The sequence below is a fragment of the Paenibacillus jiangxiensis genome, assembly GCF_046098255.1.
GTDB classification, from domain to species: domain Bacteria; phylum Bacillota; class Bacilli; order Paenibacillales; family Paenibacillaceae; genus Paenibacillus; species Paenibacillus jiagnxiensis.
In genome coordinates, this window is the sequence record NZ_JBJURI010000005.1 from 1 (window position 1) to 16,213 (window position 16,213).

The 16,213-nt window shown below is 50.7% G+C and carries 17 protein-coding genes and 2 rRNA genes; 13 read left to right on the top strand and 6 right to left on the bottom strand.

Annotated features, from left to right (window positions below; genetic code table 11):
- From ACI1P2_RS06460 to ACI1P2_RS06475, 4 genes are all read left to right on the top strand, one after another.
- Positions 1-1,370: ribosomal RNA gene (locus ACI1P2_RS06460) — 23S ribosomal RNA — on the top strand; the annotation flags it as partial.
- A gap of 186 nt (positions 1,371-1,556) precedes the next feature.
- A 5S ribosomal RNA gene (gene rrf, locus ACI1P2_RS06465) occupies positions 1,557-1,673 on the top strand.
- A gap of 171 nt (positions 1,674-1,844) precedes the next feature.
- A complete protein-coding gene (locus ACI1P2_RS06470; RefSeq protein ID WP_355317976.1) occupies positions 1,845-2,216 on the top strand; it encodes a hypothetical protein in 372 nt (123 codons plus the stop codon).
- On the top strand, positions 2,186-2,485 hold the full coding sequence (locus ACI1P2_RS06475; protein WP_408976154.1) for a hypothetical protein: 300 nt from the start codon (positions 2,186-2,188) through the stop codon (positions 2,483-2,485). Before ACI1P2_RS06470 ends, ACI1P2_RS06475 begins: the two co-directional genes overlap by 31 nt.
- 56 nt (positions 2,486-2,541) lie before the next feature.
- Here the strand turns inward: ACI1P2_RS06475 and ACI1P2_RS06480 are convergent, their stop codons facing one another.
- Positions 2,542-4,152, bottom strand: a complete 1,611-nt coding sequence (locus ACI1P2_RS06480; RefSeq protein WP_355317979.1) for an S-layer homology domain-containing protein — start codon at positions 4,150-4,152, stop codon at positions 2,542-2,544.
- 160 nt (positions 4,153-4,312) lie between these two features.
- Positions 4,313-5,161: a DegV family protein gene (locus ACI1P2_RS06485; RefSeq protein WP_355317981.1), complete on the bottom strand. Its 849-nt coding sequence runs from the start codon at positions 5,159-5,161 to the stop codon at positions 4,313-4,315.
- Between the two features lie 141 nt (positions 5,162-5,302).
- Between ACI1P2_RS06485 and ACI1P2_RS06490 the strand changes: the two genes are divergently transcribed.
- The gene (locus ACI1P2_RS06490; protein ID WP_355317983.1) at positions 5,303-5,686 is read left to right on the top strand and encodes a DUF423 domain-containing protein; all 384 of its coding nucleotides are present in this window, start codon (positions 5,303-5,305) and stop codon (positions 5,684-5,686) included.
- Positions 5,687-5,747: 61 nt separating this feature from the next.
- Here ACI1P2_RS06490 and ACI1P2_RS06495 read toward each other — a convergent pair whose 3' ends face one another.
- Positions 5,748-6,284, bottom strand: a complete 537-nt coding sequence (locus tag ACI1P2_RS06495; protein WP_355317985.1) for a hypothetical protein — start codon at positions 6,282-6,284, stop codon at positions 5,748-5,750.
- Positions 6,285-6,490: 206 nt separating this feature from the next.
- On the opposite strand from ACI1P2_RS06495, the gene ACI1P2_RS06500 reads away from it, so the two are divergent.
- Positions 6,491-6,793: a YunC family protein gene (locus ACI1P2_RS06500; RefSeq protein ID WP_355317987.1), complete on the top strand. Its 303-nt coding sequence runs from the start codon at positions 6,491-6,493 to the stop codon at positions 6,791-6,793.
- Between the two features lie 80 nt (positions 6,794-6,873).
- On the opposite strand, the gene mtnA is transcribed toward ACI1P2_RS06500, so the two are convergent.
- The gene (gene mtnA / locus ACI1P2_RS06505; RefSeq protein ID WP_355317989.1) at positions 6,874-7,947 is read right to left on the bottom strand and encodes an S-methyl-5-thioribose-1-phosphate isomerase; all 1,074 of its coding nucleotides are present in this window, start codon (positions 7,945-7,947) and stop codon (positions 6,874-6,876) included.
- Positions 7,944-9,167 (bottom strand): S-methyl-5-thioribose kinase, encoded by a 1,224-nt coding sequence (gene mtnK / locus ACI1P2_RS06510; RefSeq protein ID WP_355317991.1) that lies wholly within the window; start codon positions 9,165-9,167, stop codon positions 7,944-7,946. The genes mtnA and mtnK overlap by 4 nt, the downstream gene beginning before the upstream one ends.
- A 354-nt stretch (positions 9,168-9,521) precedes the next feature.
- On the opposite strand from mtnK, the gene ACI1P2_RS06515 reads away from it, so the two are divergent.
- Both ACI1P2_RS06515 and ACI1P2_RS06520 read left to right on the top strand, forming a co-directional pair.
- Positions 9,522-9,992: a Dps family protein gene (locus ACI1P2_RS06515; protein ID WP_355317992.1), complete on the top strand. Its 471-nt coding sequence runs from the start codon at positions 9,522-9,524 to the stop codon at positions 9,990-9,992.
- A complete protein-coding gene (locus ACI1P2_RS06520; protein WP_355317994.1) occupies positions 9,989-10,561 on the top strand; it encodes a DUF1802 family protein in 573 nt (190 codons plus the stop codon). Before ACI1P2_RS06515 ends, ACI1P2_RS06520 begins: the two co-directional genes overlap by 4 nt.
- A gap of 140 nt (positions 10,562-10,701) precedes the next feature.
- On the opposite strand, the gene ACI1P2_RS06525 is transcribed toward ACI1P2_RS06520, so the two are convergent.
- Positions 10,702-11,367 carry a GntR family transcriptional regulator gene (locus ACI1P2_RS06525; protein ID WP_355317996.1) on the bottom strand — a complete coding sequence of 222 codons (666 nt, stop codon included), beginning with the start codon at positions 11,365-11,367 and terminating at the stop codon, positions 10,702-10,704.
- 176 nt (positions 11,368-11,543) lie between these two features.
- Here ACI1P2_RS06525 and ACI1P2_RS06530 point away from each other — a divergent pair, with 176 nt between their 5' ends.
- From ACI1P2_RS06530 to sufU, 5 genes are all read left to right on the top strand, one after another.
- Entirely contained in the window at positions 11,544-12,077 is a 534-nt protein-coding gene (locus ACI1P2_RS06530) for a YbhB/YbcL family Raf kinase inhibitor-like protein (RefSeq protein WP_355317998.1), read from the top strand.
- A gap of 347 nt (positions 12,078-12,424) precedes the next feature.
- Positions 12,425-13,207, top strand: a complete 783-nt coding sequence (gene sufC, locus ACI1P2_RS06535; protein ID WP_355318000.1) for a Fe-S cluster assembly ATPase SufC — start codon at positions 12,425-12,427, stop codon at positions 13,205-13,207.
- A 23-nt stretch (positions 13,208-13,230) separates the two neighbouring features.
- Positions 13,231-14,541 carry a Fe-S cluster assembly protein SufD gene (sufD, locus tag ACI1P2_RS06540; protein ID WP_355318002.1) on the top strand — a complete coding sequence of 437 codons (1,311 nt, stop codon included), beginning with the start codon at positions 13,231-13,233 and terminating at the stop codon, positions 14,539-14,541.
- On the top strand, positions 14,538-15,761 hold the full coding sequence (locus ACI1P2_RS06545) for a cysteine desulfurase (RefSeq protein ID WP_355318004.1): 1,224 nt from the start codon (positions 14,538-14,540) through the stop codon (positions 15,759-15,761). Before sufD ends, ACI1P2_RS06545 begins: the two co-directional genes overlap by 4 nt.
- Positions 15,751-16,173: a Fe-S cluster assembly sulfur transfer protein SufU gene (gene sufU, locus ACI1P2_RS06550; RefSeq protein WP_355318006.1), complete on the top strand. Its 423-nt coding sequence runs from the start codon at positions 15,751-15,753 to the stop codon at positions 16,171-16,173. The genes ACI1P2_RS06545 and sufU overlap by 11 nt, the downstream gene beginning before the upstream one ends.
- Positions 16,174-16,213 lie beyond the last annotated feature (40 nt).

A 16,213-nucleotide genomic window follows, 5' to 3' on the forward strand; every position in this document is an offset into this window, starting at 1 on the left:
AAGGCTGGGCTGTGATGGGGAGTGAAAATTACAGTAGCGAAGGTCATGATCTCACACTGCCAAGAAAAGCCTCTAGCCAGGTGAAGGTGCCCGTACCGCAAACCGACACAGGTAGGCGAGAAGAGAATTCTAAGGCGCGCGGAAGAACTCTCGTTAAGGAACTCGGCAAAATGACCCCGTAACTTCGGGAGAAGGGGTGCCTCGGTAGGGTGAATAGCCCGAGGGGGCCGCAGTGAAAAGGCCCAAGCGACTGTTTAGCAAAAACACAGGTCTGTGCGAAGCCGCAAGGCGAAGTATACGGGCTGACGCCTGCCCGGTGCTGGAAGGTTAAGGGGAGCGGTTAGGGGTAACCCGAAGCTGTGAACCGAAGCCCCAGTAAACGGCGGCCGTAACTATAACGGTCCTAAGGTAGCGAAATTCCTTGTCAGGTAAATTCTGACCCGCACGAATGGCGTAACGACTTGGGCGCTGTCTCAACGAGAGATCCGGTGAAATTTTAATACCTGTGAAGATGCAGGTTACCCGCGACAAGACGGAAAGACCCCATGGAGCTTTACTGCAGCTTGATATTGAATTTGGGTACGATCTGTACAGGATAGGTGGGAGCCTAGGAAGCAGGAGCGCCAGCTTCTGTGGAGGCAGCCTTGGGATACCACCCTGATCGTATCTAGATTCTAACCTGGTACCGTAATCCGGTGCAGGGACCGTGTCAGGCGGGCAGTTTGACTGGGGCGGTCGCCTCCTAAAGAGTAACGGAGGCGCCCCAAGGTTCCCTCAGAATGGTTGGAAATCATTCGAAGAGTGCAAAGGCAGAAGGGAGCTTGACTGCGAGACCAACAAGTCGAGCAGGGACGAAAGTCGGGCTTAGTGATCCGGTGGTACCGCATGGAAGGGCCATCGCTCAACGGATAAAAGCTACCCTGGGGATAACAGGCTTATCTCCCCCAAGAGTCCACATCGACGGGGAGGTTTGGCACCTCGATGTCGGCTCATCGCATCCTGGGGCTGAAGTAGGTCCCAAGGGTTGGGCTGTTCGCCCATTAAAGCGGTACGCGAGCTGGGTTCAGAACGTCGTGAGACAGTTCGGTCCCTATCTGTCGTGGGCGTAGGAAATTTGAGAGGAGCTGTCCTTAGTACGAGAGGACCGGGATGGACGTACCGCTGGTGTACCAGTTGTTCCGCCAGGAGCACCGCTGGGTAGCTATGTACGGAAGGGATAAGCGCTGAAAGCATCTAAGCGTGAAGCCCCCCTCAAGATGAGATTTCCCAGTATGTAAGACCCCTTGAAGACGACGAGGTAGATAGGCTGGGGGTGGAAGTGCAGCAATGCATGGAGCTGACCAGTACTAATCGGTCGAGGGCTTATCCTAATGAATAAAACGTAATGACGTTTCGGATCCGGTTTTCAGGGTGTAACACCTTGATACGCTGTGAAATTCATACACACTGTACGTGGTGTACCGAATTTCTCGCGGTAGCATGAAGCTGCATGTCTTTTCTAAGGACTGATATTTTCTCGCAGCGATTTCGAGAAGCGGAAGCTTCGAAAAATCACGTCTGGTGGCGATAGCGGAGGGGTTCCACGCGTACCCATCCCGAACACGACCGTTAAGCCCTCCAGCGCCGATGGTACTTGGACCGAAGGGTCCTGGGAGAGTAGGACGTTGCCAGGCAAAGCAAAACCGCTAGTTATAAGGACTATCCTTATGATTAGCGGTTTTTTATGTTTTTTAAAATCTCGCCTCTACGTTATGATTCCAGAAGGCCTAATACCCATAGGCTTTTTGGAGCTATTTTTTTGCTTCAGTAGATTTATAAAAAATAAACACACAAGTGATCTGGATTTGGCTTACAGATGGGCTCCTGTTCATATTCAGGATACAGACAGCAGCGATTATGATGCGGATTATTTAAGTGCTATCGACTTCGATGGTGAATGGGATACTTCGAACAATTGGGAGAATCAGCCGGCTGATGTCAACCGTTTGCAGGGAACGGCTTATTATTCGATTGTCGAGACGTCAACCCACTGGTTCATCATGTATGCATTCTATCATCCGAGAGATTGGACAGACTTTCTTTTCTTTGGCCTGGACGAGCATGAAAATGATTTGGAGGGCGAGCTATCACGAATTATGACATTACGGACGTCATTTACTATTATCCAAGCAAGGATACTGCCGAGGTGCCTGACGGAGGCAACGACCGCAATGTGAAGTATAAGCTTGTGGACATCTTTGCGAAAGACGGTATGTGGGATCACCGTTTTGATCCGCAAACCTTCTCAAGCTGGGGCTCTTTCAATGGTAACAACGGCAGTGGCGGCGCCAATGCTCCATGGGGGTGGGACGATAAAGACGATGGTGGTCAACTGACAAGAGGTATGCTGGCGACGGATCCGGCCAAGCTTGTATCCATCTATTTTGGCAATCGGGGTTCCTTCAACACGGATTATATCCGCAACACGTATGATTTGGGCGGTTGAAGAGGCGGTCCGACCACAAAAAAAGCGGCTCCTTTCCAGGAAGCCGCTCTATTTTTTTAGAATACTCTGTTGTGATAGCTTTCAGCATTTATCAGGCTTGTCCAGACATCATCAGAAGCTCCGCCGGTGTACCAATAGGCGAAGCCACGGATATGCTCGTTTAATCCCAGCTGCATTTTCAAACTTAACGATCGCCCTTCCTCAAGCCATATTTTGTGCAGAACACTTTGATTGTCATAATATGACCCTGTGTACTGCCCAAGCGTGTCGCTCCAGCTTACCTGCTTGTTCATCAGGTGAGTGAGGAGATTCTGCTGAATCAGGGAAATATCTGTTTCAGCAGCGGTTCGGTTGTTTTCATCTACGCTCCAGTCACGGGTATACAGCGGCAGCGCAAGAATGATGTGGTCGGCGCTGACCTCGTTAAGCAAGTTGTCCAATCCTTGTTCGACCCAAGGAAGGGAAGCGACGGAACCGGGATCTATGCGGCCGGCCCAATGCTCATCATAACCCATCAGAATGATATAATCCGCAGTTTTGCCAAGGGAGGCATAATCAAAGGCCGCTGTCCAATCTGAACCCTGATCCGGGGAAACACAGATCGAGAGCACAGCCCCGGCCTGGTGCAGAGCTGCCGCCAGTTCTTTGACATAGGCTGTCAGAGCACTGCGGTCCGAGGGGTAGACATTTTCCAGATCGAGCACAATGCCATCAAGAGAATACTTTTGGACTTCATCGGTCAGAAGCTGTATAATTTGATTTTTTCTTGCCGAATCCGTCAGCATCAGGTGTGTGGAATCCGCATCAGAGCGGTTCCCGAACATGGGCCATACCTGCTTGCCATGCTGCTCTGCCCAGCTCAGAAGCGACGTATCAACATTACTGCTGATTTGGCTGCCTTCATCTTCAAGAAAATACCAACGCGGTGACAATGTATTAATATTGGAATGAATAACGGAAGATTCATACTGCTCGGTCGTCTGGTCATATTGCCAGCCCAATTGAATGGGTTCTGCCGCGGTCTCATTCACCTTAACCGCCTGTGTAATACGCTGCAGCAGCACGGCAGCCTCTTCACGTGTCAACGGTTTTCGAGGGTTAAACTGACCGTCTGAGCCGATCATCAAGCCTTTCTGCCCTGCCTGGCATACAGCAGTTGCCGCCCAGGCAGCGATATCACCGTCGTCTGTGTAGCGGGTACAGCCGGCGGCAGCAGGAGTACTGGTCATCAGTCTGCTCAGCATGACAGCCGCCTCCTGGCGGGTGATGGGGGATTTGGGCATAAAGGTGGAGCTGTTTGTACCTTGAATCAGTCCTACATTTACTGCCGTTTCAACCGAACCGTAATACCAGTCGTTCGTGTTTACATCACGATAGGCCGCAACTGATGAGTACACCGGCTGAAGCCCGAATATACGGTCAAGTACCGCAACCCATTCGCCCCTGGTCATATCCGCTTTGGGAGAGAATTGGCGGTTGCTCTTCCCGTTGAGATATCCTTTTGCATGCATCTGTATAATAGCCTGCTCAGCAAAGCTGCCCTTGATATCGTCAAAAGGCCGACTTGAGGCGTTTGCCGCTGAAGCAGGAACAAGACTGAAGGCCATCAATACGGCACCAGCCAAAAAAGAAGAGATGCGAACGCAGCTCTGACGTAACCATTTCACGATATATACCTTCTTTTCATAAAGTCTATAGGGCAGACTCTAGTAAAAAGAGCCCATCAATGAATGGTATCACTCGAGCTGCGGACTTGCATTGTAAAATTTATGGAAGCAAAAAAACCGCCTTTCTCAGGCGGCGCTTGATGGTGGTCCAGGGGAAGCTTCAGCTTTTTTTGGCATAGATAATACCAATCGTTTTTGGGCCGCAGTGGCTGGAGATCACGCAGCCGGCCGTTGCCAGGGCCACTTCGGCTCTCGTTTGCACCTGCAGCTTTTTCTGCAGCTCCAGCGCATCTTCTTCTGCCATGGCATGCACAACAATGACCAGTTCCAGGTCCATGTTATCTTTTTGACTGAGGGCGTTGTTCAGCATTTGCTCCAGCGCTTTTTCCCGTTTTCCACGTACCTTGTATGCCGGTGTCATTTTACCGTCGATCACTTTAATGACAGGCCGGATCTTGAGCAGGCTGCCGATCAGATTTTGCATGCCCGAACATCTGCCGCCCTTATACAGATACTCCAGGGTGTCAATCACAAACTCGGTATCGACCCGGGGCTTAACTTCCTCCAACAGGCGCACGATTTCAGGAATAGCCAGACCATTCCGGGCCGCTTTGACGGCTTTCATGACAAGCAGCCCAATGCCGCAGCTCAGGTTTCTGGAATCCACGGCATGAACTCTGCCCTCCGGAAACTCTCCGCCTGCCAAAAGCGCGTTCTGATAGGTAGAGGAAAGTTCAGAGGACAAACTGATATATAAAATATCCATACCCTGCTCAATATAAGGTGTGAAATGCTGAATAAAGTCGGCAGGGGAAGGGGCGGCTGTTTTCGGCAGGCTTCCTTCACGGGAGACTCGTTCGAATATGCGGTCGGTGGTGATATCTACTCCGTCCCGCAGGGACTCGCTTCCAAAAACGGTGTAAAGCGGAACGATGCCAATGTCATATTGTTCAATCCATGGCCTGGGAAGATCGCTTGTACTGTCCGTAAAAATTTTAACAGGATTCATAAATGCTCCTCTCGCAATACAGAAATCATGTTCATTATTTTCCACAAAAGAACGTGAGAAATCAAGGATGGGCCGCCGAGATTGGAAATGGGGCTTCTTTCCTTGTACAATAAGTTAAACAGATTAAAAGGGGATGTACAAATGCAGCGCAGATGGGTAATGCTTGGTTCTTTGATGATGCTGCTTTCCGTAGCTATCGGGGCGTTTGGCGCACATGCGCTTGGACCGCGGATTGGTGAGGATAATCTGGCGATCTATGAAACGGGCGTCAGATATCATATGATACATGCGGCAGGTCTGCTGATTATAGGATTGGCGGCGGGCCAATGGGGGGGTTCATCCAAACTCAGATGGGCCGCAAGGCTGCTGTTTGCCGGTATTATTTTATTTTCGGGAAGCCTCTATCTTCTGAGTATCACCAATATTCGCATTCTTGGAGCGATCACACCGCTTGGCGGAGTATGCTTTATGGGCGGATGGCTGATGCTTATGCTGGCTGCTGCCGGATTGAAAAAAGATTCCTGAACAAAAACAAACCGTCTGCGGGCGCTTCCGCAAGCGGTTTGTTTTTGTGTATATGTACCTCTTAGGTGGGGTAGATTTCATCAATTTCATTGATTTTGAAGGTGTATACCTGCTTTTCATCCACATGATAGACGCTCATCATTCCGCTGTCCTGATCATTGTTGATAATCCGGCACGGGATGCTGCGTTGGCCGCCGTAACGGTTCACGACCAAACGGACAAGCGAATTTTTCTTAATATAAGTATTAATCAAATCATGCATGCTGCTGGATTGACTCCCGGCTGATGGTTCAGGTGATGCGTTATTTTTGGAAGCAGCCTTGCTTGCGCCAGGCTTCTGCTGTTTGTTTTTTTGTCCATTTTGAAGGTTGCCTGATGTATTTGCATGTCCACTCAATGCCTTTTTTTTCATTTCGAGAGCTGTTTCAATAAGCCTGCCTAATTCAATACCCGAAACGACGCGGTAATCGGCGACCTGTTCAAAGCTGTTGAGAACTTCCATTAGGGACTGAAGCGCGGCGGCGTTGGAGCTGCCCTTTACTAAGACATCCACGTTAAATAAATAACTCGATTCCTCTCTCGGCGTTACCTTGTCCATATTTCCTCCAGCCCTGATTTCAATCAAATTTTAAAGTTTTTCGTTTCTCAATATATCATTAAAATGCAAATCAGAATAGTCCTAATGATCGACTTTATGAACTTTTTACATATAAAATGCGACTTTATGATCACACGTGTCCACACCTGTCAAAAGCTGATGCATAAACTGGAACAAACGCCGCACAAAGAGGAGGTGTTTTTAAGTTGATTCATGTGGAGCCTATTCAAGTGGGTGAGCATACCTTCATTGGAGTGGAAGTGAAGCTGCCTAAAACCACCCTGATTTCCATTTCCAATGACCGCGGCTATATCATGTGTGGTGCGCTGGATGTCGGTTTGTTGAATGATCGGCTCGCAGACCGCAAAATTATTGCCGCCAGGGCTGTAGGAGTACGCACCCTCAAAGAGCTGCTGGAAGCTCCAATGGAGTCCGTTACTGCCGAAGCTGAGGCGCTTGGCATTCACCCAGGATTACCCGGTTATGAGGCACTATTGAAAATGGTATAAACACCAGGTGCCGAGAGCTGCTGCACAAGTACAAAAATACCGGAGCGATCGGCTCCGGTTTGATAAAATACTTTACCGCGTTAGCGGGATGCTTTGAACAGAGCAGCGAGATTATCGGAGTAAGGCGGGCGGACAATGCCCTTCTCGGTGATGATCGCTGTTACATATTCATTCGGAGTAACGTCAAATGCCGGATTAAACACTTTCACACCTTGTGGAGCCGTTCTTTTGCCAAAACCTTCGGTAACTTCTTCAGCAGCTCTTTCTTCGATCGGAATATCGGCGCCTGTCGGTGTATTCAGGTCAATGGTTGACAAAGGGGACGCCACATAAAAAGGGATACCATGCGCCTTCGCCAGTACAGCAACGCTATAGGTTCCAATTTTATTGGCTACGTCTCCGTTGGCCGCCACGCGGTCAGTACCTACAATAACTGCCTGAACCCATCCTTTAGACATGACCATGCCGGCCATATTGTCGCAGATCAGGGTAACATCGATGCCTGCCTGCTGCAGCTCAAATGCCGTCAGGCGCGCTCCCTGCAGAACAGGGCGGGTTTCGTCCGCAAACACCTTCAGGCGAATTCCGTTCTCCTGCGCAAGATACATGGGTGCAAGAGCGGTGCCGTATTTGGCCGTGGCCAGTCCGCCCGCGTTGCAGTGGGTCAGCACCCCCATGCCGTCTTCGAACAGCGGGAGAGCGTGCTCTCCGATGCTTTTGCATACCTGCTCGTCCTCTGCCTGAATCGCGATGGCCTCCTGTTCAAGTCCTGCGTTCCAGTCTTCTACCGTTCCGGTCTGCACAAGCTCCTGGGCGCGCTTCTTCATACGGTCCAGAGCCCAGAACAGGTTTACGGCTGTCGGACGGGAGGTGGCCAGATAGCCGCATACGGCTTGCACATGCTCAAGCCAGCCTTCCGCTCCCGCAGCCCCATAAGCCTTCGCCCCGAGTACGACACCGTAAGCAGCCGCCATGCCGATGGCAGGAGCTCCCCGCACCTGCATGGCGTGAATCCCTTCCCATACCTCTTCTGGCGTGAACAAATCCAGCATGACGATGGATTCGGGAAGCAGGCGCTGATCCAGCATGGCCAGCAGGTCTCCTTTCCAGATCAGGGACACGGGCGCGCCGGCTTGCTCAAATGTTTGGTTCATATCACTTCACCTCTGTTCCCGGCAGCAGTTCGGACGATATCGTCAATCTCGGCGATGGAATCGATCTTTCTGCAGTTCATGATCAAGGCTTTGCCAATCGAGAGCACCAGGCGCTGGGCACGCTCCCTAAGGGGCTCATCCGGAATGGTATCAATGTCTGCCACATGGGAAAGACCGACGATACGGCGGATCATTTTGGCACCGGCAAAACCTGCGGTATCCTGCAGTATTTTACGAATGTACCAATCCTGATAGCCAGGCGCATGGGCCAGCGGATCAACAGCATGCTCGTCCCACAATTTGCGGAATTCCGCCTCGAATCTGGTCCATACATCAAGTGAGGTTTGCAGGAGCCAGGTCTGATGGCTGCGGCGGTCCGCCTCATCCTCCTTCCAGCCGATCTGGGCGGCAAGGTTAAGCAGCAGGTTTGCAATGACGGCCCCGATATCAAAGCCCATGGGGCCGTAATATGCGAATTCGGGATCAATGACCTTGGTTGACTCTTGTGTAACAAAAATACTGCCTGTATGCAGGTCGCCATGGAGGAGAGCTTCCGTGCGGGTCAGAAACTTCTCGCGCAGCAGGGCAACCTCCAGATGGAGCGCCTTATCTGTGCGCAGGGCTTCCGCTTCATCCTCAATGGCAGCAGGGTAATTGTTGTTGTCCGACAGCCTGTACGGATCGTCGAAGATCAGGTCCTCCGTAATTTTGCACAAATCCGGATTGATGAACCTCCCGACCTGCTCCTTCTTCGCGCGCGGGTCCAGCGCAAGATCGGAGGTGAAGAAGAGGGTATTGGCGATAAAGGTGCCGATATGGTCCGCAAAATGCGGGAATACTTTGCCTTCAATCAAGGCGTGCCGCATGATGGTATAGTCGCTGAGATCCTCCATGACCGTGAGAGCCATCTCATCGTCATAGCTGTACACTTCGGGCACCAGGTCAGGGCACAGCCGGTGCTGCACCTGAAGGGCTTCGCGTTCAATGCGCGCGCGGTCCAGGCTGAGCGGCCACGATTCGCCTACAACTTTCGCATAAGGCAGAGCCTGTTTGATTATAATACTCTTACCACTATCGGAATCTTTGATATGGAACACCAGATTCAGATTACCGTCTCCGATTTCCCGGCAATCGAGCTTGGCGCCTTCCGGGAAAAAGCCGGGAATCGTTTTGGCGAGAATGATGGCTTCTTCATTGGATAATGGATGATAAGCAGACAAAGAGGACACCTCCGTAATATACTAAAACCTACTGGTTCACTTGGTATAGACAGTATAACGAAAATGGTCTAAATTTAATATAGCTTTTTCGAAAATGAATGAGCCGGCCAACTGGCGTCCGAGGAACTTCTGCTTGTTTCGCCCTTTTCGCGGAAGGGTAAGAAAGAATTAGGCGTCAGGCAGGCGAAGCAAGGTGGCCAGCTGGCGTCACCCTTTCATGACTATTCTGTCTCTTGTCCAGACTTTATAATAGGATGACGCCTCCTGGCAGATAGTACACAAGGACCAGCAGAATTACGGGCTCATGCCCGTTTTCTGAATGCCTAAATTATTTTGAAGAAGGATGGGATGAACATGGCTAAATCGACTAAAAACACAGCAGGCACACAGGCACAATCCGTAGAAGAGCTGCTTAACCGCCAGGTAGCCAACCTGAATGTACTCTACGTGAAGCTCCATAATTACCATTGGTACGTAAAAGGCTCGAACTTCTTCACGCTGCATGCCAAATTCGAAGAGCTGTATGATGAAGTGACGCTGAAAATGGACGAGGTTGCGGAGCGCCTGCTGACGCTGAAAGGCTCGCCTGCAGCAACGATGAAGGAACACCTGGATTTGAGCTCCATCAATGAAGCATCCGGATCGGAGGATGCCAATACGATGGTGCAGACGATTATCGAGGATTTTGCCACCGTATGTGAAGAATTCCAGGAAGGCATCGAGCTGGCGGAGAAGGCTGAGGATCAGCCTACCGCAGATATGCTGACAGGCTTTAAGACGGATTTTGAAAAACATATGTGGATGCTGCGTTCCTACCTCGGATGAATGAACCGGCAGTTGCCTTGAAGGAATGGGCTTCAGCTATTGGCGCTTTGGAAAACGGACGCCAGATTATCCTGATGCGCAAAGGCGGCATAGCGGAGGAGACCAGGCATTTTCAATTGCAAAGCAATGCATTTTACTTATACCCCACATATGAGCATCAGCGCAGAGAACTGGTAAAGGAAGCGGACCGGCGCAGAATCGATGATTCGCTTGAACATTGGCACCCTGACAACACCACAGTCCAGCTGCGGACTTACGCGGAGGTTGTTGAGGATATCGAGGTTCACGATCAAAGCACGCTGGACCTTTTACGCGAATATCATATGTGGACTGACGATTTTGCGGCCGAGCGGCTTAAATGGAAGCGCAAGAACCCTTTGCACATCCTGCTGCTTCGCGTATATAAATTGAAGCAGCCGGTGGAAATCGAGATTCACCCGGAATATTTGGGCTGCAGATCATGGATTTCCATGGTTACACGTCCGGTGGCGAGCGAAATGACGCCGGCGTTGGACGCCCGGGAGTTTGATGCGCAGGTGCGTGAAATCAAAAGCGTGTTAAATGCTTGAACGAAACAGGCTTGACTGATAAATTCAGTCAAGCCTGTTTCAGTTATTGGGACAAAAAGGAGCAGTTGCCATTGAGCAAACTGCTCCTTTTTGTATGCAATGGATTTGGGTCATGGTGGCGATTTGTAGGCACAATCCGCTTATCGGTTGTCAAACAGGACATCCGCGGTGAGCTGGATGTGCGCTCTGAAGATCTCGACGGCACGATCGCTGTCGCGGTTAAGAACGGCATCCGTTAATGCCTTATGTTCGGCCCGGCCATCGCGAGTCGGCAGCTGCTGGGTCGACCAATGTCGATAAAATTCGCTCAAATCCCAAAGGCGTCTGCAGATATCGAGGAGAACCGGATTCGGACATGCGGCAATAAGTTCGTAATGAAATTGACGGTGGATGTCGGACCACTCTTCGCGGATGGCAAGCTTTTGATTCACATCCTTGTATTCGGGCGTTTGCGATAATTTGTGGTGAACGGCGATCACATTGGATTCCCATGTGAGATCGCCGTGGGCGATGGACAGGCGCAATGCTGCCGATTCATTGATCAACCGCGCTTCTATGATGCTATTCAGTTCTTCTTCCGACGCCATCCTCACTGAAAATCCGTGATTCGGGTTTTGCGAGACGAGGCCTTGGGTCGCCAACCGGGTCAGTGCTTCTCGAACGACGGCAACCGAGACATTGAAACCTTTGGCTAATTCCGAAATGGTTAATGGAGAGCCTGGTTCATATTGTCCGGCAAGAATTTCGGACTGCAGTTTTTTCGTGACATTTTCGCTTAAAGTGGAGGAACCGTTTCTTTTGGCCATGAAGCCAACACCATCCTTCATACACATCGGGATTTTACACGTTTAAATAGTTTACACTAAATCCATAAAAAAACATAGACCAAATTCGATAATTAGAAAATTAAACGATTTATATTTACAGAATCGATTATTAGGATTATAATCGGTTTACATTCATGACAAGGAGGTCATTTACAATGAGCAACAACCCATTTGCCAAATTACCGGAAGTCGCAGTATTTCAGGTGACGAGTAACGATATTCAGGAAGGCTTTCCTCTACCGCCCCAGCAATACTCGGGGATGTCAGGAGTGGAGGGTGGCAAGGATCTTTCGCCACATTTGAAATGGTCAGGTGCGCCTGAAGGGACAGAGAGTTTCGCCGTAACCGCGTATGACCCGGACGCTCCGACCGGATCGGGCCTTTGGCATTGGGCCGTCATCAACATCCCAGCCAGCGTCACCGAACTGCCAACCGGCGCAGGCGACGAGCATGGCAGCGGCTTGCCGCAAGGCGCCTTGCAACTGCCGAACGATTTGCGACTCGAACGCTTTATCGGTGCGGCACCTCCAGCAGGACACGGTCCTCATCGCTATTATTTTGTCGTTCATGCGCTGGATGTCGAGAATATCGGCGTCGACCCTAACGCCACACCGGCTCTCTTAGGATTCACCATGCTGGGCCATACGCTGGGGAGAGCCGTTCTCGTGGTAACAGGAGAAACCAAGTAACTTAGCCCGAAACAACTGAAAAACATCCCATTCTGTGGGCAAAGTAGCCAGTTTGTCCAATTGGGATTTTCGGTTTGCGAAAGCTTGAGCTATTAAGAAGCTGGAAATACGGCAGATTGTTTGCAATTGCAAATACGAATGTTATAAAATGACTTGAGAATCATTGAGAATCAGTTTAGAATGATTATAAATAAGCAGAAAACGAGCTATTCATTCTGCTGAAACAAAGTAATTCGGAATCAGGCACCAGCCTGTTCATTTTACTTGCGATTTCTTTACTGGCATTTGCGGAATAATGTCATTATTTTGCAGGCCGCTATTACGATAAACGGAGGGACATAACTGACATGGCTACAAATTTCGTGATTGAAGGTCTGAAAGCGACCATTGAAGGCAAGGAGATTCTGAAAGGCATTAACCTGGAAATGAAGGGTGGAGAAATCCACGCCATCATGGGACCGAACGGTACAGGAAAAAGTACGCTGGCTTCCGCATTGATGGGGCATCCGAAGTACGAAGTGACCGAGGGTACGGTTCTGCTTGACGGTGAAGACCTGCTTGAAATGGAAGTTGACGAGCGTGCTCGTGCAGGTTTGTTCCTGGCGATGCAGTATCCAAGCGAAATTGCGGGTGTTACCAACTCGGACTTCCTGCGCAGTGCTATCAATGCGCGCATGGAGGAAGGCAAGGAAATTTCGTTGATCAAATTCATCCGCCAGATGGAAGGCAAGATGAAGGATCTGGAAATGAACCCTGAATTCGCGCACCGCTATTTGAACGAAGGCTTCTCCGGCGGTGAGAAGAAGCGGAACGAAATTTTGCAAATGATGATGCTGGACCCGAAAATTGTCGTTCTGGACGAAATCGACTCCGGTCTCGACATCGATGCTTTGAGAATCGTAGCGAACGGTGTAAACGAAATGCGCTCGGAAGACCGCGGTTTCCTTATCATTACCCACTATCAGCGTCTGCTGAATTACATCAAGCCTGACTTTGTGCATGTTATGATGCAGGGACGGATCGTGAAATCCGGCGGACCGGAACTGGCTGAGCGTCTTGAGGCGGAAGGTTATGAATGGGTTAAAGAGGAACTCGGAATTGTTGATGAAACTGTAGGCCAAGAGGCGTAAGCCGGAGCGGAGGAGGATAACTGATGACAACACAAACAATGCTTCCGGTTGACTCTGAGCAGCTTCGTGCCCTGTCCGTTCAAAAGAACGAGCCTGCCTGGCTTGCCGAGCAAAGACTTAAAGCGCTTGAGCTTGCGGGCAAGCTGGAGCTTCCGGTATATGAGAAAACGAAAATTGACCGCTGGAACCTCAGTGAGTACGGTAAGCATCAGGATGTTCAGAAGCTGGCTTCCCTGCAGGATGCCCCTGCTTCCATCGCCGAGCTTGTCGAGAGCCAGCAAAATAACGGCGGACTGGTTATTCAGCGGAATTCCGGCGTTGTCTTTACACAACTGAATGATGAGCTTGCGGCTAAAGGCGTTATTTTCACTGACCTGGAAACAGCGGCGCGCGAGCATGGCGATCTGGTTCAGTCTTACCTTCATACGGCTGTAAAGACGGATGAGAATGCGGTTGCTGCGCTGCATTCGGCGCTGTGGAACGGCGGCGTATTCCTGTATGTACCGAAAAATGTGGAAATTCAGGATATTCCGCTGCAGGCTGTGTTTTTGACGGATGATGCTTCCGCGTCGTTTGTCCCTCACGTCCTGATCGTCGTTGAAAGCAACAGCTCTGTCACCTATGTGGATAACTATGTTTCGGGAGATTTGACTGCTCCTATTTTTCATAACGGTATTGTAGAGGTGTTCGCCAAGGCTGGCTCCAAGGTCCGTTTTGCTTCTGTGCATCAGTTCGGCGAAGCTGCTACGGACATCTCTACCCGCCGTGCCGTGCTGGATAACGATGCTTCCATCGAGTGGATTGTCGGTGAAATGAACGACGGCAACACAGCCAGCAATACAATGTCTGTGCTGAAGGGCAACGGATCGATCTCTGACGCAAAAGTGATTGCTGTCGGCTCCGGAAGCCAGAAGCTGAACTACACGACACAAGCGCAGCATTTCGGCAAAAGCTCCGAAAGTCAGATGATCACAAGAGCGGTTATGAGAGAAGAAGCTTCTGCGATCATTAACGGGATTACCAAAATTGAAAAGGGCGCTACAAAAGCGGACGGCCAGCAAACGGAACGGGTGCTGATGCTCAGCGGCAAAGCCCGCGGGGACGCCAATCCGATTCTGCTGATTGACGAGGATGATGTAACCGCAGGCCATGCGGCTTCCGTCGGACAGGTGAATCAGGAGCAAATCTATTACCTGATGTCCCGTGGTGTGAGCCGTGCTGATGCAGAACGGCTGATCATTTACGGTTTCCTTGCTCCCGTTGTTTCCGATATTCCGCTGGAAGCTTTGCAGCAGCAGTTGCAGCGTCTGGTGGAAAGGAAGCTGGGACAATGAATATCGCAGAAATACGCGAGCAATTTCCGATCTTGAATCAGGAGATTAACGGCCATCCGTTGATCTATCACGATAATGCGGCCACTTCCCAGAAACCTGTCTCCGTGATTGAGGCGATCAAGCGTTATTATGAGTTCGACAACGCCAATGTTCATCGCGGGGTACACACCCTGGGAAGCCGGGCGACCGATGCCTATGAAGGGGCACGGGAGAAGGTTGCGCGTTTCATTAATGCCAAGCGCAGCCAGGAAATTATATTTACACGCGGCACGACAACAGCGCTGAATATTGTGGCTTCCTCTTACGGTAGAGCGAACTGCAAGGAAGGCGATGAAATTGTCATCACGGCCGCAGAGCATCACAGCAATCTGATTCCTTGGCAACAAGTGGCGAAGGCGACAGGGGCTACTCTGAAGTATCTCCCCTTGCAGGAGGATGGCAGCATACGTCTGGCTGACGTTGAGCAAACTGTGACGGAGCGCACCAAAATTGTGTCCATTGCTTACGTATCCAACGTGCTCGGGGTGATCCATCCGGTGAAAGAAATAGCCGAGATTGCTCATCGGAACGGTGCAGTAATGGTCGTTGACGGGGCGCAAAGCACGCCGCATATGAAGGTGGATGTACAGGACCTTGATTGTGATTTCTATGCGTTATCCGGCCATAAAATGTGCGGTCCGACAGGCATCGGCGCATTATATGGCAAAAAAGCGCTGCTGGATGCCATGGAGCCGGTGGAATTCGGCGGCGAAATGATCGACGACGTCGGGCTTTATGACTCGACTTGGAAGGAGCTGCCGTGGAAGTTTGAGGGCGGTACGCCGATCATTGCGGGCGCCGTCGGGCTGGGAGCAGCCATAGACTTTCTTCAGGGCATTGGCATGGACGAAATCGCCGCTCATGAAAGCCGCCTTGCAGCTTATGCGCTGAACAGGCTGAGCGAAGTGGAAGGACTCACGATTTACGGTCCTAAGGAACGCCACGTCGGCGTGGTTACCTTCAACCTTGGTGATGTTCATCCGCATGATGTGGCGACAGTGCTTGACAGCAAAGGAATAGCGATTCGTGCAGGCCATCACTGCTGCCAGCCGCTGATGCGCTGGCTCAAGGTAAGTTCTACTGCACGTGCGAGCTTTTACCTGTATAATACAGAAGAAGAGATTGATTCATTGGTTAGCGCCCTAATTCAGACAAAGGAGTACTTTGGCGATGCAACTTGACGATCTGTACCGGCGCGTCATCATGGATCATTATAAAAATCCGCGCAACAAGGGACGGTTTGATGAGGATGCCGTTACGGTGGACCTGAACAACCCAACTTGCGGCGACAAGATTTCCCTGCAGCTAAAGCTGAAGGACGGACTTGTGGAAGATGCCAGATACACGGGTGAAGGCTGCTCCATCAGCATGTCGTCCGCTTCCATGATGACAGAGGCTGTTAAAGGCAAGTCCTTGGATGAGGCGCTTCAATTGGCGGACCGCTTCTCTTCCCTTATGAAAGGGGAGCCTGCGGAGTTTGAAGAATACGAAGATATCGAGGCATTGTCCGGTGTGAATAAATTCCCTGCCCGCATCAAATGTGCGACACTCGCCTGGAATGCGCTGCGCAAGGGCATCGATCTTGAGCATTAAGATTCAAAAATTTTATGCAGCTTAGCTGCAGTGGGAACAG

What these genes read in the sequence shown, in the direction of transcription:
- ACI1P2_RS06490 (WP_355317983.1), top strand. Translation starts at nt 5,303, where the DNA reads ATGCAGCGCAGATGGGTAATGCTTGGTTCTTTGATGATGCTGCTTTCC.
- sufU (WP_355318006.1), top strand. Translation starts at nt 15,751, where the DNA reads ATGCAACTTGACGATCTGTACCGGCGCGTCATCATGGATCATTATAAA.
- ACI1P2_RS06515 (WP_355317992.1), top strand. Translation starts at nt 9,522, where the DNA reads ATGGCTAAATCGACTAAAAACACAGCAGGCACACAGGCACAATCCGTA.
- ACI1P2_RS06525 (WP_355317996.1), bottom strand. Translation starts at nt 11,367, where the DNA reads ATGGCCAAAAGAAACGGTTCCTCCACTTTAAGCGAAAATGTCACGAAA.
- ACI1P2_RS06530 (WP_355317998.1), top strand. Translation starts at nt 11,544, where the DNA reads ATGAGCAACAACCCATTTGCCAAATTACCGGAAGTCGCAGTATTTCAG.
- sufC (WP_355318000.1), top strand. Translation starts at nt 12,425, where the DNA reads ATGGCTACAAATTTCGTGATTGAAGGTCTGAAAGCGACCATTGAAGGC.
- sufD (WP_355318002.1), top strand. Translation starts at nt 13,231, where the DNA reads ATGACAACACAAACAATGCTTCCGGTTGACTCTGAGCAGCTTCGTGCC.
- ACI1P2_RS06495 (WP_355317985.1), bottom strand. Translation starts at nt 6,284, where the DNA reads ATGGACAAGGTAACGCCGAGAGAGGAATCGAGTTATTTATTTAACGTG.
- mtnA (WP_355317989.1), bottom strand. Translation starts at nt 7,947, where the DNA reads ATGAACCAAACATTTGAGCAAGCCGGCGCGCCCGTGTCCCTGATCTGG.
- ACI1P2_RS06520 (WP_355317994.1), top strand. Translation starts at nt 9,989, where the DNA reads ATGAATGAACCGGCAGTTGCCTTGAAGGAATGGGCTTCAGCTATTGGC.
- ACI1P2_RS06485 (WP_355317981.1), bottom strand. Translation starts at nt 5,161, where the DNA reads ATGAATCCTGTTAAAATTTTTACGGACAGTACAAGCGATCTTCCCAGG.
- ACI1P2_RS06545 (WP_355318004.1), top strand. Translation starts at nt 14,538, where the DNA reads ATGAATATCGCAGAAATACGCGAGCAATTTCCGATCTTGAATCAGGAG.